This window comes from Plantibacter lichenum, assembly GCF_050587525.1.
GTDB lineage: Bacteria > Actinomycetota > Actinomycetes > Actinomycetales > Microbacteriaceae > Plantibacter.
In genome coordinates this window covers 1-12457 of sequence record NZ_JBOBFT010000010.1, presented here as the reverse complement: position 1 = coordinate 12457, position 12457 = coordinate 1, and the positions used below count along the sequence as shown (strand labels likewise).

General features: G+C 67.0%; 17 protein-coding genes. 7 read left to right on the top strand and 10 right to left on the bottom strand.

Annotated features, from left to right (window positions below; genetic code table 11):
• Window positions 1–10: 10 nt before the first annotated feature.
• A complete protein-coding gene (locus tag ACQ3HB_RS14070; RefSeq protein WP_430920699.1) occupies window positions 11–610 on the bottom strand; it encodes a TetR/AcrR family transcriptional regulator in 600 nt (199 codons plus the stop codon).
• Window positions 611–710: 100 nt separating this feature from the next.
• On the opposite strand from ACQ3HB_RS14070, the gene ACQ3HB_RS14065 reads away from it, so the two are divergent.
• Window positions 711–1520, top strand: a complete 810-nt coding sequence (locus ACQ3HB_RS14065) for an SDR family NAD(P)-dependent oxidoreductase (protein WP_430920698.1) — start codon at window positions 711–713, stop codon at window positions 1518–1520.
• A gap of 311 nt (window positions 1521–1831) precedes the next feature.
• Window positions 1832–2986 (top strand): Cmx/CmrA family chloramphenicol efflux MFS transporter, encoded by a 1155-nt coding sequence (locus ACQ3HB_RS14060; RefSeq protein WP_430920697.1) that lies wholly within the window; start codon window positions 1832–1834, stop codon window positions 2984–2986.
• A 6-nt stretch (window positions 2987–2992) separates the two neighbouring features.
• Here the strand turns inward: ACQ3HB_RS14060 and ACQ3HB_RS14055 are convergent, their stop codons facing one another.
• Genes ACQ3HB_RS14055 through ACQ3HB_RS14035 form a run of 5 tightly spaced genes read right to left on the bottom strand, consistent with a single transcriptional unit; the run spans window position 2993 to window position 6351 of the window.
• Window positions 2993–3370, bottom strand: a complete 378-nt coding sequence (locus tag ACQ3HB_RS14055) for a nuclear transport factor 2 family protein (protein ID WP_430920696.1) — start codon at window positions 3368–3370, stop codon at window positions 2993–2995.
• Between the two features lie 48 nt (window positions 3371–3418).
• On the bottom strand, window positions 3419–4264 hold the full coding sequence (locus ACQ3HB_RS14050) for an SDR family oxidoreductase (protein ID WP_430920695.1): 846 nt from the start codon (window positions 4262–4264) through the stop codon (window positions 3419–3421).
• 59 nt (window positions 4265–4323) lie between these two features.
• Window positions 4324–5154, bottom strand: a complete 831-nt coding sequence (locus ACQ3HB_RS14045) for a MerR family transcriptional regulator (RefSeq protein WP_430920694.1) — start codon at window positions 5152–5154, stop codon at window positions 4324–4326.
• 52 nt (window positions 5155–5206) lie between these two features.
• Window positions 5207–5776, bottom strand: coding sequence for a DUF6036 family nucleotidyltransferase (locus ACQ3HB_RS14040; RefSeq protein WP_430920693.1), 570 nt, complete (start codon window positions 5774–5776; stop codon window positions 5207–5209).
• Window positions 5773–6351 (bottom strand): helix-turn-helix domain-containing protein, encoded by a 579-nt coding sequence (locus ACQ3HB_RS14035; protein WP_430920692.1) that lies wholly within the window; start codon window positions 6349–6351, stop codon window positions 5773–5775. Before ACQ3HB_RS14035 ends, ACQ3HB_RS14040 begins: the two co-directional genes overlap by 4 nt.
• A gap of 141 nt (window positions 6352–6492) precedes the next feature.
• On the opposite strand from ACQ3HB_RS14035, the gene ACQ3HB_RS14030 reads away from it, so the two are divergent.
• Window positions 6493–6864 (top strand): DUF2200 domain-containing protein, encoded by a 372-nt coding sequence (locus tag ACQ3HB_RS14030; protein ID WP_430920691.1) that lies wholly within the window; start codon window positions 6493–6495, stop codon window positions 6862–6864.
• Between the two features lie 88 nt (window positions 6865–6952).
• Here the strand turns inward: ACQ3HB_RS14030 and ACQ3HB_RS14025 are convergent, their stop codons facing one another.
• The 4 genes from ACQ3HB_RS14025 to ACQ3HB_RS14010 all read right to left on the bottom strand — a co-directional run bounded on the left by ACQ3HB_RS14025 (window position 6953) and on the right by ACQ3HB_RS14010 (window position 10733).
• The gene (locus ACQ3HB_RS14025; RefSeq protein ID WP_430920690.1) at window positions 6953–7792 is read right to left on the bottom strand and encodes an endo alpha-1,4 polygalactosaminidase; all 840 of its coding nucleotides are present in this window, start codon (window positions 7790–7792) and stop codon (window positions 6953–6955) included.
• 163 nt (window positions 7793–7955) lie between these two features.
• A complete protein-coding gene (locus ACQ3HB_RS14020; protein WP_430920689.1) occupies window positions 7956–8558 on the bottom strand; it encodes a response regulator transcription factor in 603 nt (200 codons plus the stop codon).
• Window positions 8555–9784 carry a sensor histidine kinase gene (locus tag ACQ3HB_RS14015; protein ID WP_430920688.1) on the bottom strand — a complete coding sequence of 410 codons (1230 nt, stop codon included), beginning with the start codon at window positions 9782–9784 and terminating at the stop codon, window positions 8555–8557. The genes ACQ3HB_RS14020 and ACQ3HB_RS14015 overlap by 4 nt, the downstream gene beginning before the upstream one ends.
• Window positions 9785–9788: 4 nt before the next feature.
• The gene (locus tag ACQ3HB_RS14010; protein ID WP_430920687.1) at window positions 9789–10733 is read right to left on the bottom strand and encodes an alpha/beta fold hydrolase; all 945 of its coding nucleotides are present in this window, start codon (window positions 10731–10733) and stop codon (window positions 9789–9791) included.
• A 450-nt stretch (window positions 10734–11183) separates the two neighbouring features.
• Between ACQ3HB_RS14010 and ACQ3HB_RS14005 the strand changes: the two genes are divergently transcribed.
• From ACQ3HB_RS14005 to ACQ3HB_RS13990, 4 genes are all read left to right on the top strand, one after another.
• Complete coding sequence (locus ACQ3HB_RS14005; RefSeq protein ID WP_430920686.1) at window positions 11184–11363, top strand: hypothetical protein; 180 nt, start codon at window positions 11184–11186, stop codon at window positions 11361–11363.
• Between the two features lie 58 nt (window positions 11364–11421).
• Window positions 11422–11688, top strand: coding sequence for a hypothetical protein (locus ACQ3HB_RS14000; RefSeq protein ID WP_430920685.1), 267 nt, complete (start codon window positions 11422–11424; stop codon window positions 11686–11688).
• Between the two features lie 2 nt (window positions 11689–11690).
• A complete protein-coding gene (locus ACQ3HB_RS13995; RefSeq protein ID WP_430920684.1) occupies window positions 11691–12086 on the top strand; it encodes a hypothetical protein in 396 nt (131 codons plus the stop codon).
• Window positions 12087–12170: 84 nt separating this feature from the next.
• Window positions 12171–12437, top strand: a complete 267-nt coding sequence (locus ACQ3HB_RS13990; RefSeq protein ID WP_430920683.1) for a hypothetical protein — start codon at window positions 12171–12173, stop codon at window positions 12435–12437.
• Window positions 12438–12457 lie beyond the last annotated feature (20 nt).

Here is a 12457-nt window from a genome sequence, read left to right as displayed (position 1 = left end):
GCGCGGCTCGTCACGGCTGCAGGCCGCGCCAGAAGAGCTCGATCGCCGTGTCGACGAGGCTGTCGGTCGGGACGTCGTCGAGGAGTTCACCCGAGGCGAGCGTCGCGATGCCGTGGAAGGTCGCGAAGGCGACGAGCGCGATCTGCTGAGGATCGTCGGCTGCGACGGCGCCGACCGCCTGCGCATCGGTGACCACGCGCATCGTGATCTCCATCGAGGCGTGTCCTGCTGCAACGAGTTCGGCGCGTGCGTCCGGAGCGTGCTTCAGTCCGAACATGAGGCCGAGCAGCGTGGGCTGCGCGAGAGCGAACGACACGTAGCCGTGGGCCAGTGCGTCGAAGCGGGCACGGACGTCGGCTGGTGTTGCGGCGTCGCCTGCGGCGGTCTCGTCGAGCGCCGCGGCGAGGCGGTTGAACCCGTCCTCGGCGAGGGCATCGAGGAGCGCCTGCTTGTCGCGGAAGTGCCTGCTCGGTGCGGCGTGGCTCACACCGGCGTCGCGGGCGAGCTGCCTCAGGGACAGTGCTTCGACGCCAGCGCGCTCGATGCTCGCCGCTGCGGCAGCCAGCAAGGTGCTGCGGAGGTTGCCGTGGTGGTAGCGGGTGTCGGGCACGCATCGATCATACCGTGATGTTGGCATTGACAACACTGGTGAAGGCGTGCACAATGATGTCACTGACAACATTGCAGGCGATCAATCGAAGGACACACTCATGACGCTCGACCTCCGCGGCGGGACCACCCTCATCACCGGAGCCAGCTCGGGGCTCGGCGTCGAGTTCGCGAAGCGGTTCGCGAGCCGCGGCTCGAACCTCGTCCTCGTGGCCCGCCGTGCCGACAGGCTCGAAGCGCTCGCCACCGAACTGCGCACGACGACCGGTGTCGAGGTGACCGTGATCCCCGCGGACCTCGGCGTGGAAGGGGCCGCTGCCAAGCTCCACGGCGAGGTCGGTCGTCGTGGCCTCCGCATCACCTCGCTCGTCAACAACGCCGGCTTCGGCAGCCATGGCGCCTTCGATGAAGCGGACCCAGAGCGCATGGTCGGCGAGATCCAGCTGAACGTCGGCACACTCGTGGAGCTGAGTCGCCGGTTCATGCCCCAGCTCCTCGAGGGGAACGGCGCGCTCGTGACCATCGCGAGCACGGCGGCGTACCAGCCGACGCCTGGCATGGCGGTCTACGGTGCGACGAAGGCGTTCGTCCTGAGCTTCACGGAAGCGCTCTGGGCCGAGGCGCGCGGCACGGGCCTGCGAGTGCTGGCCGTCAGCCCCGGCGCGACGGAGACCGAGTTCTTCGACGTCGTGGGCACCGAGGACGCCGCCGTAGGGCGCAAGCAGACGAGCCCTCAGGTGATCGACACGGCCTTCCGTGCACTCGATCGTCCCGACGGTGGACCGAGCGTCGTGTCCGGTCGCATGAATCACTTCACCGCGTTGGGGACGCGCCTGCTGTCCCGTCGTTCGCTCGCGAAGACGAGCGGCCGGCTGCTCGGTGAGGTGCGCTTGGCTGCAGCCTCCCGCTGACCGGACGGACTGTGTGGGGGAGCGATCGCATCGACGTGGGGGAAGCAGGGATGCGCTTCGCCGCGGCCACCGCATAGAGTCGAGGGGTGAGTTCTCCCGAAGCATCCAGGGTCGAGCTGCCGGTACGCCGGTAGCTCACACTCCCCGAGCGTCGATCCGCGTCCCCGTGAACGAATCGCGCGGCGCCGGGTTCCGCAATGGATCGATGTGGTCGGTGAAGATTCCGATCTCGACGATGGATTCGACGTCGATCCCGTGAGCACTGTCGTGCCGGTCTGTCCCGGCCGTCACCTCACTTCGAAAGTCTCACCATGCCACTTCGCATCATCCTGCTCGCCGTCGCCGTGTTCGCGCAGGGAACATCGGAATTCATGCTCGCTGGACTCCTCCCCGATCTCGCTGGCGACCTCTCGATCAGCATCCCGCAAGCCGGTCTCCTGACGTCCGGATTCGCCATCGGCATGATCGTCGGCGCGCCGCTCATGGCCGTCGCGAGCCGACGGTGGTCCCCGCGGTTCGCGTTGACCGGGTTTCTTGTGGTCTTCATCGCGATGCACGTCGTCGGAGCCGAGACCGACAGCTTCGAGGTGCTCCTCGTGACCCGCATCGTCGCCGCGATCACGAATGCAGGCTTCCTCGCGGTCACGCTGTCGACCGTGTCGGCTCTCGTGCCGGCGGACCGCACCGCGCGAGCACTCGCGGTGATCCTCGGCGGCACCACGCTCGCGCTGATCGTCGGGGTGCCGGGCGGCGCCGTCATCGGTGCGCTGCTCGACTGGCGCGCGGCGCTCTGGGGCGTCGGCGTCATCTGCGTTCCGGCCCTGCTCGCCGTTGCGTTCACGACGCCGATGCGGCCGGCCGGTGCCCGTCGGTGCGTTTCGCTCGCGAGTGAGCTTCTGGTGCTGCGCAGGTCCGCGGTGATCGTCCCCCTCGTCCTGTGTGCGCTCGTCAACGGTGCGACGTTTTGTGCATTCACCTACCTCGCTCCGGTTGCCACGGGCAACGCTGGGCTCACGGTCGCGTCCGTCCCCGCCGTGCTGGCCGTGTTCGGTGTCGGATCCTTCGTCGGCGTCTGGACTGCCGGCCGGTTCGGCGATCGCCACGGCGCCCTCCTGCTGGCCATCGGTGGAACAGCATTGCTCGTCGGATGGGGTGCGCTCGTGCTGTTTTCTGCGATTCCGGTTGTGCTGTTCGTGCTCGTGCTCCTGAACGGCGCGCTGTCGTTCGCCGTCGGGAGCACGCTCATCGCGACATCGATGCGTGCCGCCGGGGATGCACCGACCTTGTCGGGCTCGTTCGCCACCGCATCGCTCAATGTCGGTGCCGCCGCCGGTCCGATCCTCGGCGGCCTGGCGTACGGGACGACGGCAGTCGCCTCGGGGCCGCTCGTCGTCAGCGTCCTTCTGGTCTCCGCGGCAGCCGTGGTCGCTGCACTGTTCCGGCGCTCGTTCCTCGAGGCCGGGTGATCGAAGTCACTCGACCCCGATCGTGAGGGTGCTGATGAGGCCGGTCGGTTCTTCGCGGAACCGGTGGCGGAGTTCGACGCGGCCGCCGGGGAAGTCGCCCTCCAGGAGGACGTCGACGACGGTGACGGTGACGGCGGCGGATCCGGGCTCGGTGCGAGGGTCGCCGCCGCCGGATCGTTCGACAGCGAGCACGGTCGACGTGACCGTGTACTCGCTCGCGGCCCCGCGCAGCCAGCCCTGGATCGCATCGGTGCCCCGGTAGGCGTTGCCATCATCGATGACCAGCGCGTCGGGTGTGAACAGCTCCGCGATGCCGGCCTTGGCGGGATGGTCCATCCGTTCGAAGTACGCGGTGATCGTGGGGGAGAGGTCGAGCGTCGTCATGGTCGTTCCTTCGTCATCGATGTGCAGGGCTGTCGCGGTCACGCGCGCTCAGATGGTCTTGACGGTTCCGCCGTCGACCGTGATCTCGTCGCCGACGATCGACGCGGCGGCGTCGGAGACGAGGAACCCGATGACGTCCGCGATCTCCTCGGCGGGCGCGAACCGTCCGTCCGGGATGCCGCCGAGCGAGTCCATCAGCTGCTGCATCCCCTCCGCTTCACTGACACCACTCGCTTCGGCGATGCGCGCCGCCAGTGCGAAGGCGCCCTCGCTCTGGATGCCACCGGGTGAGACCGTGTTCACGCGGATCTCCTGCGGCGCGAGCTCGTTCGCGAGCCCTTTGCTGTACGCACGGAGTGCTGCTTTCGCAGCGGCGTAGCCGAGCGTCCCGTCGTAGAGCGGCATCCTGCCCTGGATGGATCCGACGTGCACGATCACGCCCGTTCCCTGTTCGAGGAGCAACGGCGTGAGCGCACGGTCGATGCGAACGGCGGCCAGGAGATTGAGGGTGAGCTCGGCGTCCCAGTGCGCGTCCGTCATCGTCGCGTGGCCCCCGGCGGGCGATGCCGAACCACCGGTCACCTGCACGAGGATGTCGAGGCCGCCGTCTTCCGCGACGGCCTGGGCGATGGTCTCCGCTGCGCCCGGCACGGTGACGTCGACTCGGACGACCCGGCTGGCCCGCGTCTCGTCGGGCTGCGATCGGCCTGTTGTGATGACGCGCGCGCCGGCATCGACGAGGCGGTCCACGACGGCGGCGCCGAGGCCCCTCGTCCCGCCGACGACGAGCGCACGGCGGCCGAGGAGGGAGAGCGTACGCGGGTAGGAGGGTGTCGGACCGGGCTGACCGGAAGGCGTGGACGAGGGGTCGGTGGGGTGTGCGGAATCGTTCATGCCTTCAGCGTCGACGTTCCCGTGAGGGGAAGGTCAACACCCGCGGGGAGATTCCTCCGTCAGCGTCCGGTGCGGAAGATCGGCCAACCGATCTCCGTCACGGCGCCGGGTGAGTCCGGAGTCGGGGCTTGCAGATAGGTTTCACGCAAGGGGCCGTCGACGCCGATCTCGTGCTCCGCGACGTAGGCGCCGAGCGCCGCGTAGGTCTCGGAGATGGTCTCGTCCGGTCCGCGATGCACGGCCACAGCGAGGTCGACCGGCGGCAGCGTCTCCGCCCGCACCCGATCGGGGAGGTCGCCCGCGTCGGCCGGGAACCTTCGTGGATCCACCGGGATGAAGATCACCGCTTCGCCGCGTTCCTCGAAGAAGAGCGTCGTGTCCCAGATGCCGCCGAGACGCCCGGCGGGGTGCTGACCGCCGTGCCGGGCAGTCGTCTCCAACCGGTGTGCAGCCGCGTCGTACCAGGGCCCCAGCTCGGAGAGGTCGATGATCTCCCTGATCACGAGGGCGGGCGTGGCTGGAACGCTGCGGTGCTCGATGGCGAGTTGCGGCGATGGCTCGACGAGGAGTTTCCGCAGGGTCGCGACCGCCGTGCGCGTCTCATCGAGCTGTGCTTCCAGACGTGTCAGGTGCTCGGCGATCAGCGCGTTCCTGGTCTCGACGTCCGACGTGGCGAGGATCTCACCGATGGTCCCGACCGGGACCGCGAGCGCCCGCAACTGTCGTACCACGCGAGCATCGGCGACCTGGCCGACGTCGTAGAGGCGATACCCGTTGACGGGGTCGATCGCGGCCGGCCGGAGGATGCCGGCCTGGTGGTAGAAGCGGAGCGTCTTCGCCGTGAGCCGTGTGGCCCTGGCGAAGTCGCCGATCGTCATGGTGTGAGGCACCCGCCCATCCTCCTCCTTCCCCCTGCGGGAAGGGCCAGTGCCATTTGCACGATCACTCGTCGCTGTGTCGATCCTGCTCCCGCATCCGGAGGAAGACGTCCCGGGCTTGGAACTCGTAGTCCTCTCGGCTGCCGGTGAGAGCCGTTGAGTCTTCGCCATAGACGCCGATCGCGATGTCCACGAGGTCCATCGGAGCGGTCGCTCCGACGCGTCTCGCCAGGATCGTGAGGTCGTGCAGATCCTGCGGCCGAAACGCCGCCATCTTCATGGCGATCAGTTCGCGATCCGTGGCGGATTCAATCGTGAACGACGTCTCGTATCCGATTGGTAGCGCTCGATCCGGCAGCCAGGGACTCGCGCGATCATTGAGCCAGTTGATGGGAAGCCCGTGGCGTTCCGCAATTCGAGCCACCTCAGCGTTGACTGCGTCGCGCGGCACGTACACCGCGTCGATGTCCGTTGTGACCCGCACGGCGTCGTCGTCTGGGTAGCGCAGTGCAATCGCTGCGCCGCCGACGACGACGAGATGTCCGGTCACTCCTCGACTGATGAGGCCAGTGGCGAGTTCGCCGAGCAGCGCGTGCACTCGCTCTGGGTCGAGGAGATAGTCGTCAACGCTCACGCGCGGCTCAAGCTGTTCTCGTCGATGAAGATGTTGTACGCGCTGAGATACTCCGGGGTCGAACGCCGCGCCTTTCGTTGGAGGCTCTCATACGGGGAGACGAACCAGGGCTCGGCAAGCCTCGACGGCGGAGGCCAGCGGGAGGTGGTTCGCGCGGGGAGCGAGTTGTTGAGGTACGCGCGCATGAACGTGTCCCACCGTGGATCCAACAGGTGGTGAGGGGGGAGTTCGAACGCCGGGTCATCAGCCCAGTCGGGGCGTTGCGCAAGCTCGTCACCGGCCAAGGTGAGGAGGCGAAGTGCGAGGATGTCGTCGCCGGACGTGAGCGCCTCCCCGATCGCCGCCGAGAGCGGTCGTGGCGCGTACACAGGAAGCGGCTCCGCTCGCGACTCGATGTGCACATCGCTCGACATTGCACGGAGAGCCCTCCGAAGGGAATGGAGCTTGATCGTTTCGTCCTGCTCCGAAGCGAGCAGCTGCGAAACGGCTCCAGGTGTCACGCCGAGTCGACTCGCAAGCTCGTTGCCGGTGATGCCGTGCTTGCGCATGGTGTCTCGGATGATCGCGGTCATCATTGGCCTCCGATTATAGGTGTGGCTAAAACTCTACGGCGCATTGATCGACTTCGGCAAGTGCCGCGGAACGCGCCGTGTGCGAAGCTGGAGGGGCGGACACGCGGCCTGAAATGCAGCGTGCGCGGCGGATCGGAGGACACCATGGCAGGACACCGGATCTTCACCACGAGCTTCGCGAGCGTGTACCCCCTCTACCTCGCCAAGGTGGAGCGCAAGGGTCACAGCAAAGCGGAGCTCGACCAGGTCATCACCTGGCTCACCGGCTACGACGACGCCGCTCTGGAACAGGTGCTCGCCGACGGGATCGACTTCGAGACGTTCTTCGCGAACGCTCCGGCAATGAACCCCAACGCCGCGCTCATCACCGGACGCATCTGCGGCGTCCGCGTCGAGGACATCGAGGACCCGCTCATGCAGCAGGTCCGCTACCTCGACAAGATCGTCGACGAGGTCGCCAACGGCAAGAAGATGACGTCGATCCTCCGCGAGCCGCGTCCGGAACCCGCCCGCTGACGAAACGATGCCGGGCCCGCGCAGCGCGGAACCCGGCATCGATCCGATCGGCAGGGCGTGATCACGGCCTGCCGATCAGGAGCAGGTCTCAGCAGTACTTGTAGGTGTACCCGCTCTGCCCCTTGGCGACGACATCGCGATCCCGGTAGATCACCGAGATCTGCTTGCCCTGCGCTGCACACGCCTGGCTGTAGTACTTCGGATCGTTGTCGTTGTACTCGATCTCGATGACGTTGTTGCCGTAGACGCTCGTGTAGTCGCCGCACTCGGCGTTGGCCTGGCACTCCTCGGCGATCGCGAAGTCGAACCCGATCGTGTTCTTGCCCGACGATCCGAGATCGGTCGTGTTCTTCTGAGCGATAGCGAGGCCCTTCTGGTGGGCGAAGGTCGTCAGCAGCTTGGCGAGGTCGGCGTTGTTCTGCTTGCTCAGCAACTGCTTGCCGCCGCTCGTCGAACGCGTCCACGAATCCAGGTTGTCAGGCTCGACCGCGTCGAAGCCCTTCGCCGCGCACTCGGTGACCCATCCGTTGACGATCGCCGCGATGCGCGTGCGCTTGGCCGGCGTCGACGTGTCGAGCAGGTACTCGTTCCACTCCGGATCGCCGACCTTCTCGCCCTTCGCGTTGTGCAGGATGAGATCGCTGTTCGCACCGGCCCACGTCGTGGTGTCGTCAGGTTGGGTCTGGTACGCGTTGACGTAGCAGATGTTGTATTTGCCGGCTGCGGGCGAGACGCTGTGGTCTCGCGACACCACGCCGACGGAGGCCGATGGCGTGTAGGGCGCACCGATCTGGTAGTCGAACTGCGCGTTCGCGGGCGGCAGCGTGACGGTTCCGGCGGCCTGCGCGGCGGAGGCTCCGCCGACGACGGACGCCGCCAAGCCGATGCAGGCCAGTGCGGCGAGGATGTTCCGGGAGAGTGAAGGCATAGTGAGATGCTCCATTTCCGTGGAGGTCCCGCCTCGAGAGAATTCTCTGGCGTCAACGCCCAGACGATCGCACATGCTCATCGCAATGCGGATCGCCGGTAGAACCGTCCACAGCGCGATCAGGATACATGAATCGGCCAGGCGGCGGCGATGATCGCTCCCGCTAGATCCAGCCCTGCTCCCACGCGATCGCGGCGGCAGCGGTCTTCGAGTCCGCGTTCAGTTTGGCCATCGCCGATGAGACGTGGTTGCGGACCGTGCCGTGGGCGAGCGAGAGCTCCTTCGCGATCTGCTTCGTCGGCAGACCGTCCCGCGTGAGCCGCAGGACATCGGTCTCCCGCGGCGTGAGCGGGTTCTCGTTCTCGGTGAGGGCGGCCGATGCGAGACGGGCGTCGATGTACCGTTCCCCCGCCGCGACCGACCGGATGATCTTCGCGAGCTCCGATGCGGGCGTCGACTTCGGGACGAAGCCGCGCACCTGAGCCGCCAGGGCGCGCTTCAGGGTGCCAGGTCGCGCATGACGGGTCACGATGACGGCCTGCGTCGGCACCAGCCTCGTCAGTCGCTCCGCGGCATCGATCCCGTCGAGTTCCGGCATCTCGAGGTCGAGCAGCATCACGTCGGGCCGGTGCTCGACCCCCGCGGCGACGGCGGCCAGACCGTCCGCCACGTCCGCGACGACCTCGATGTCGGGCTCGAGGGAGAGCAGTGCGACGAGCGCCCCGCGGATCAATTCCTCGTCGTCGGCGATCACGATGCGGATCATCGGCTGTGCTCCTCATGGTGGTCGGTCGATGGGACGGGGACCCGAACGATCAGGGTGAAGGCGTCATCCGTCCGCGTGGTCTCGACGGTCCCGTGCTGCGTGGCGACGCGTTCGGCCAGGCCCGTGAGCCCGGTGCCGCCCAAACGTCGGGGACCGGGGGCATTGTTGGTGACGGTCAGGCGGTAGGCGTCGGCGCTGTCCCGGACGAGCTCGATCGACGCATCGGTGGCCCTGCTGTGCCGGAGCACGTTGGTCGCCGCCTCCCGGATCGCGATCGCGAACAGGGCGCCGACGGACGTCGGCAACTCGGTCGCCTCCAGGCGGGCCTCGCAGCGGATGCCGGCCGATCGCAGCACCGCGGCGGCGTTCCGTGCTTCGACGGCGACGGTCACCGAGCGGTAGTCGTTGACGACCGCTCGGGTGTCGTCGAGTGCCTCCTGCGCGATCACGCGGATGTCGGCGATCTCGACGCGCGCGGCGTCCGGACGTTCCGCCATCAGGCGTTCCGCGAGTTCGCTCTTCAACGCGATGACCTGCAGATGGTGTCCCTGGATGTCGTGCAGATCGGTCGCGAACCGGAGCCGTTCCTTGGCGACCGCGAGTTCCGACGCCATCCGGCGGGCCTCCTCGAACCGCAGCACCACCTGCAGCACCCACACGGCGCTGAGCGGCATGAGCGTGAACAGGACGAGGGTGCCGATGAGGACGGCATCGGTCGCAGAGTCGGTCGTCGGTGTCGTGATGGACGAGGCCGCGGTGAGCGCCGAGCCGAGGAGCCCGCCGAGCGCCATCACCGCATACGTGCCGAGGACCACCGCCAGCTTCCACCAACCGCGCACGACGCAGGTGAGCACCCCTCCGCCGATCGCGAGGGTGAACGCCCAGCCCCATCCCGCGAACGGCGGAACGACGGCCAGCACCCACACGCCGAGCGAGAGCAGGACGAGTGCGACCACGAGCGGATGATGCGGAACTGCGGTTCCCGGTGTGCCCGGGTCGCCCGGCGCGCGCAGCAGGAGCGGGATCGTGGCGAGGGCGACGATCGACGCCGCCACCGTCAGCGCCACGAGCGCGATGACCCGAGGGCTGAGCGGTGGGTTGACGCCGACCAACAGCTGCATGGCCGCGCCGACGAGGACCGCGACGCCGAGCGTCGCAGCCGTCGAGCCGCGCATGACCCGGAGATCCGTGATTCTGCGCGGCGCCCGGGGCTCGCTGTCCGTCATGGCCTCAGCGTATCGACAGCGTGGCGAGGAACGCCGTGGTGTCCTGCGCGAGCTCCTTCGAGAACCGGTGGTGCAGGTAGTGCTCGCCCTCGATCTGGATGACCTGACTCGTGTCGACGCTCGCCGCCTGCTCGTCGTGGAGCTCGAGCCAGCCCGCGACATCGTCGTCCTTCGTGTTCACGAAGAGGAGCACGGGGAGGTCCTTCGGGAAGGTCGCCCCGCTGACGGACGCGAAGTTCGCCGGGGTGTTGTCCATCTCGTTCACGAGCGTCGGGGCCGCGGAGTTCTTCGCCGTCAGCTGGTTCATCCGGTCCTTGTCCAGCTGGTCGTAGGGCAGGCCGTCGTAGGGGTCGGGAACCAGGGTGCGGAGGAGCCGGGTGATCCCCAGGTCGTTCAGGGCGACCATCGTCTCCGTCGGGATCGCCTCGTCGGATCCCGGCTGGCCGGGAACGCTGCTGTCGATGCCGACGAATGCGATGAGTTCGTCGGCGTACGCGGCGCTGTAGGTGAGCGCGTAGATGCCCGCGATCGAGTGCCCCATGAGCACGTACCGGTCGATGCCGAGGTGGTGGAGCGCTTCGTGCACTTCGCGCGTGATGTTCTCGGCGGTGCGCGGGGTGTCGGTCTGGTCGCTCAGGCCCGTGCCGAACGGTTCGACGGCGACGACCCGGTAGTCGGGGTCGAGCTGCTTGATGAGCGGTTGGAAGTCGAGGCCGGGAGCGGCGGTGCCGAGACCGGGCAGGAGCACGATCGTCGTGTCGCCCTCGCCGCTCACGACGACGTTCATCTCCTTGCCGTCGACGGGGACCTTCTCTCCGTACGACTGCATCGAGGACACTTCCACATTCGTCGCGATGACGTTTCCGAGCGAGGTCGTCGCCAGCAGGAGCACGGGGATCGCGACGATGGTTCCCAGGGTGATGAGGGTGATCTTCAGTGGTTTGCGCATGGGGCTCGATTCGGTTCTGCCGGACACCGGTGCGGTGTCGGCGGCTTGTCATCAAGCCTCGCAGCGGTCCTCCGGGCGCAGAAGTGGCCCCGTGTCACGTCCGACCCGTGACACGTGTCATGGGTCTGCCGTGCGGCTCTTGGCGCAGGGCGGGACGGGACGGGCCGGCGCGGGGCGGGGCGGTCAGCGTCAGCTGGAAGGACGTGCCCTGCGAGGCCGTGTTCTGTGGAGCGGATGACGGGAATCGAACCCGCGCTATCAGCTTGGGAAGCTGAAGTTCTCAATTTGACGTTCACAGTAACCACTTGGGTTTACCTTGGGACCGTGCGGATACTCACGGTAACCACTGGTCAACAGTGGTCATTAGGCAAAATGCAGGGTAGGTAGCGGACGGCCGCAGGTCAGACATTGACCGTGGAAGGTGAGTCGGATGACCGATAGGCTTCGACCATGAAACCGAAGTACGAGACCAAGACGGTCAAGTTCCCGCAATGGGGCCTGATGGGTGTCACTGACTTGGAGAAGAAGCTCGACCCCTACATCGCTGATGGGTGGGAAGTGGTCACCGAAGACCGCCGCAAGTACCTGACCGGCGGCAAGCACTCCTTCCTTCTCCGGCGTGAGAAGTGATCATCTAGCGAGCAAAACAGACGAGTCAAGTGGGGCGCCCGAACGATAGGATTCGACCATGAGCGATGACAGCAAACCGATCACCCGCGAGGAGATCGAAGTCAAGTACGGTTCCGGGCCGACCACGAAGGTGCGGAAGAACCCCTACCTGACTGCGCTGACGTTCGTGGGCATCATCGGCACCGTGCTTGGGCTCGTCCTCTCGCTCGTGCCCGGAGCTCTCACGTTCTGCATCGTGTTCCTGAGTGTGGGCATCAGCGCCCTTCTCCTGTGGTGCGTGGCCGGCGCTGTCGTCGTGGCGATCGAGTCGTCGGCGCGACGGTAGTCATGCGCGCACTCAAGCTGTCAGCGGCCGCTGGACTCATCGTCCTGGGGCTGGCTGGTTGCGCGACGCCGAACACAAACGAGGCGTTCTGCAACGAGTACGCGGCGGCGTGGAACGAGATGACGGCCGCTCGAGACAGCCCCACGCGGACGGACGCGACGTTCGTACCAGCGCGGGCGTCGATGCTTGACCGGTGGGAAGCGTTGTCGAAGGACGAGTCGGCACCTGAGGACGTGCGCAAGGTCGTGGCGATGAACGTCGACCTGTTCACGTCAGCCGTCAGTGGCACGGGTACGACAGCGGATACGACTGCCGCCTATCAGAAGTTCCAGGTGTCGCACGATGCGCTGTTGAAGCAGTGCAAGGACGACGGGTTCAGCCCGGACATCGACGAGTAGCCGTTCAACTCTCGCCCCTGAAACTTGAACCCGGTCCGCCCGATTCAGGTTTCCATGTCGGCCCCTTCCTCTACACTCGCCCTCATGTCTCGCCCCAAGCCGATCCGGTTCGACGTCAACACGTGGTTGGTGATGCGTGGTGACCCGGTGCTGCCGAAAGCGATCATCGAACGACGCAAGGACCGACGCGGGCAGGACGTGTACTTCGTCCTCTCGTGGGACCTCGACCCGGGGAAACGAGTCCTCATGGGGTCGAAGGGATCACTCGAGGACGCGGACTCGATGGTGCTATACGACGTGCCGCAGAGCGGGTTTATTGACGGCCCACCGAACCAGCCACGGAACCGGTGACCGGGAACGCACGAAACAGC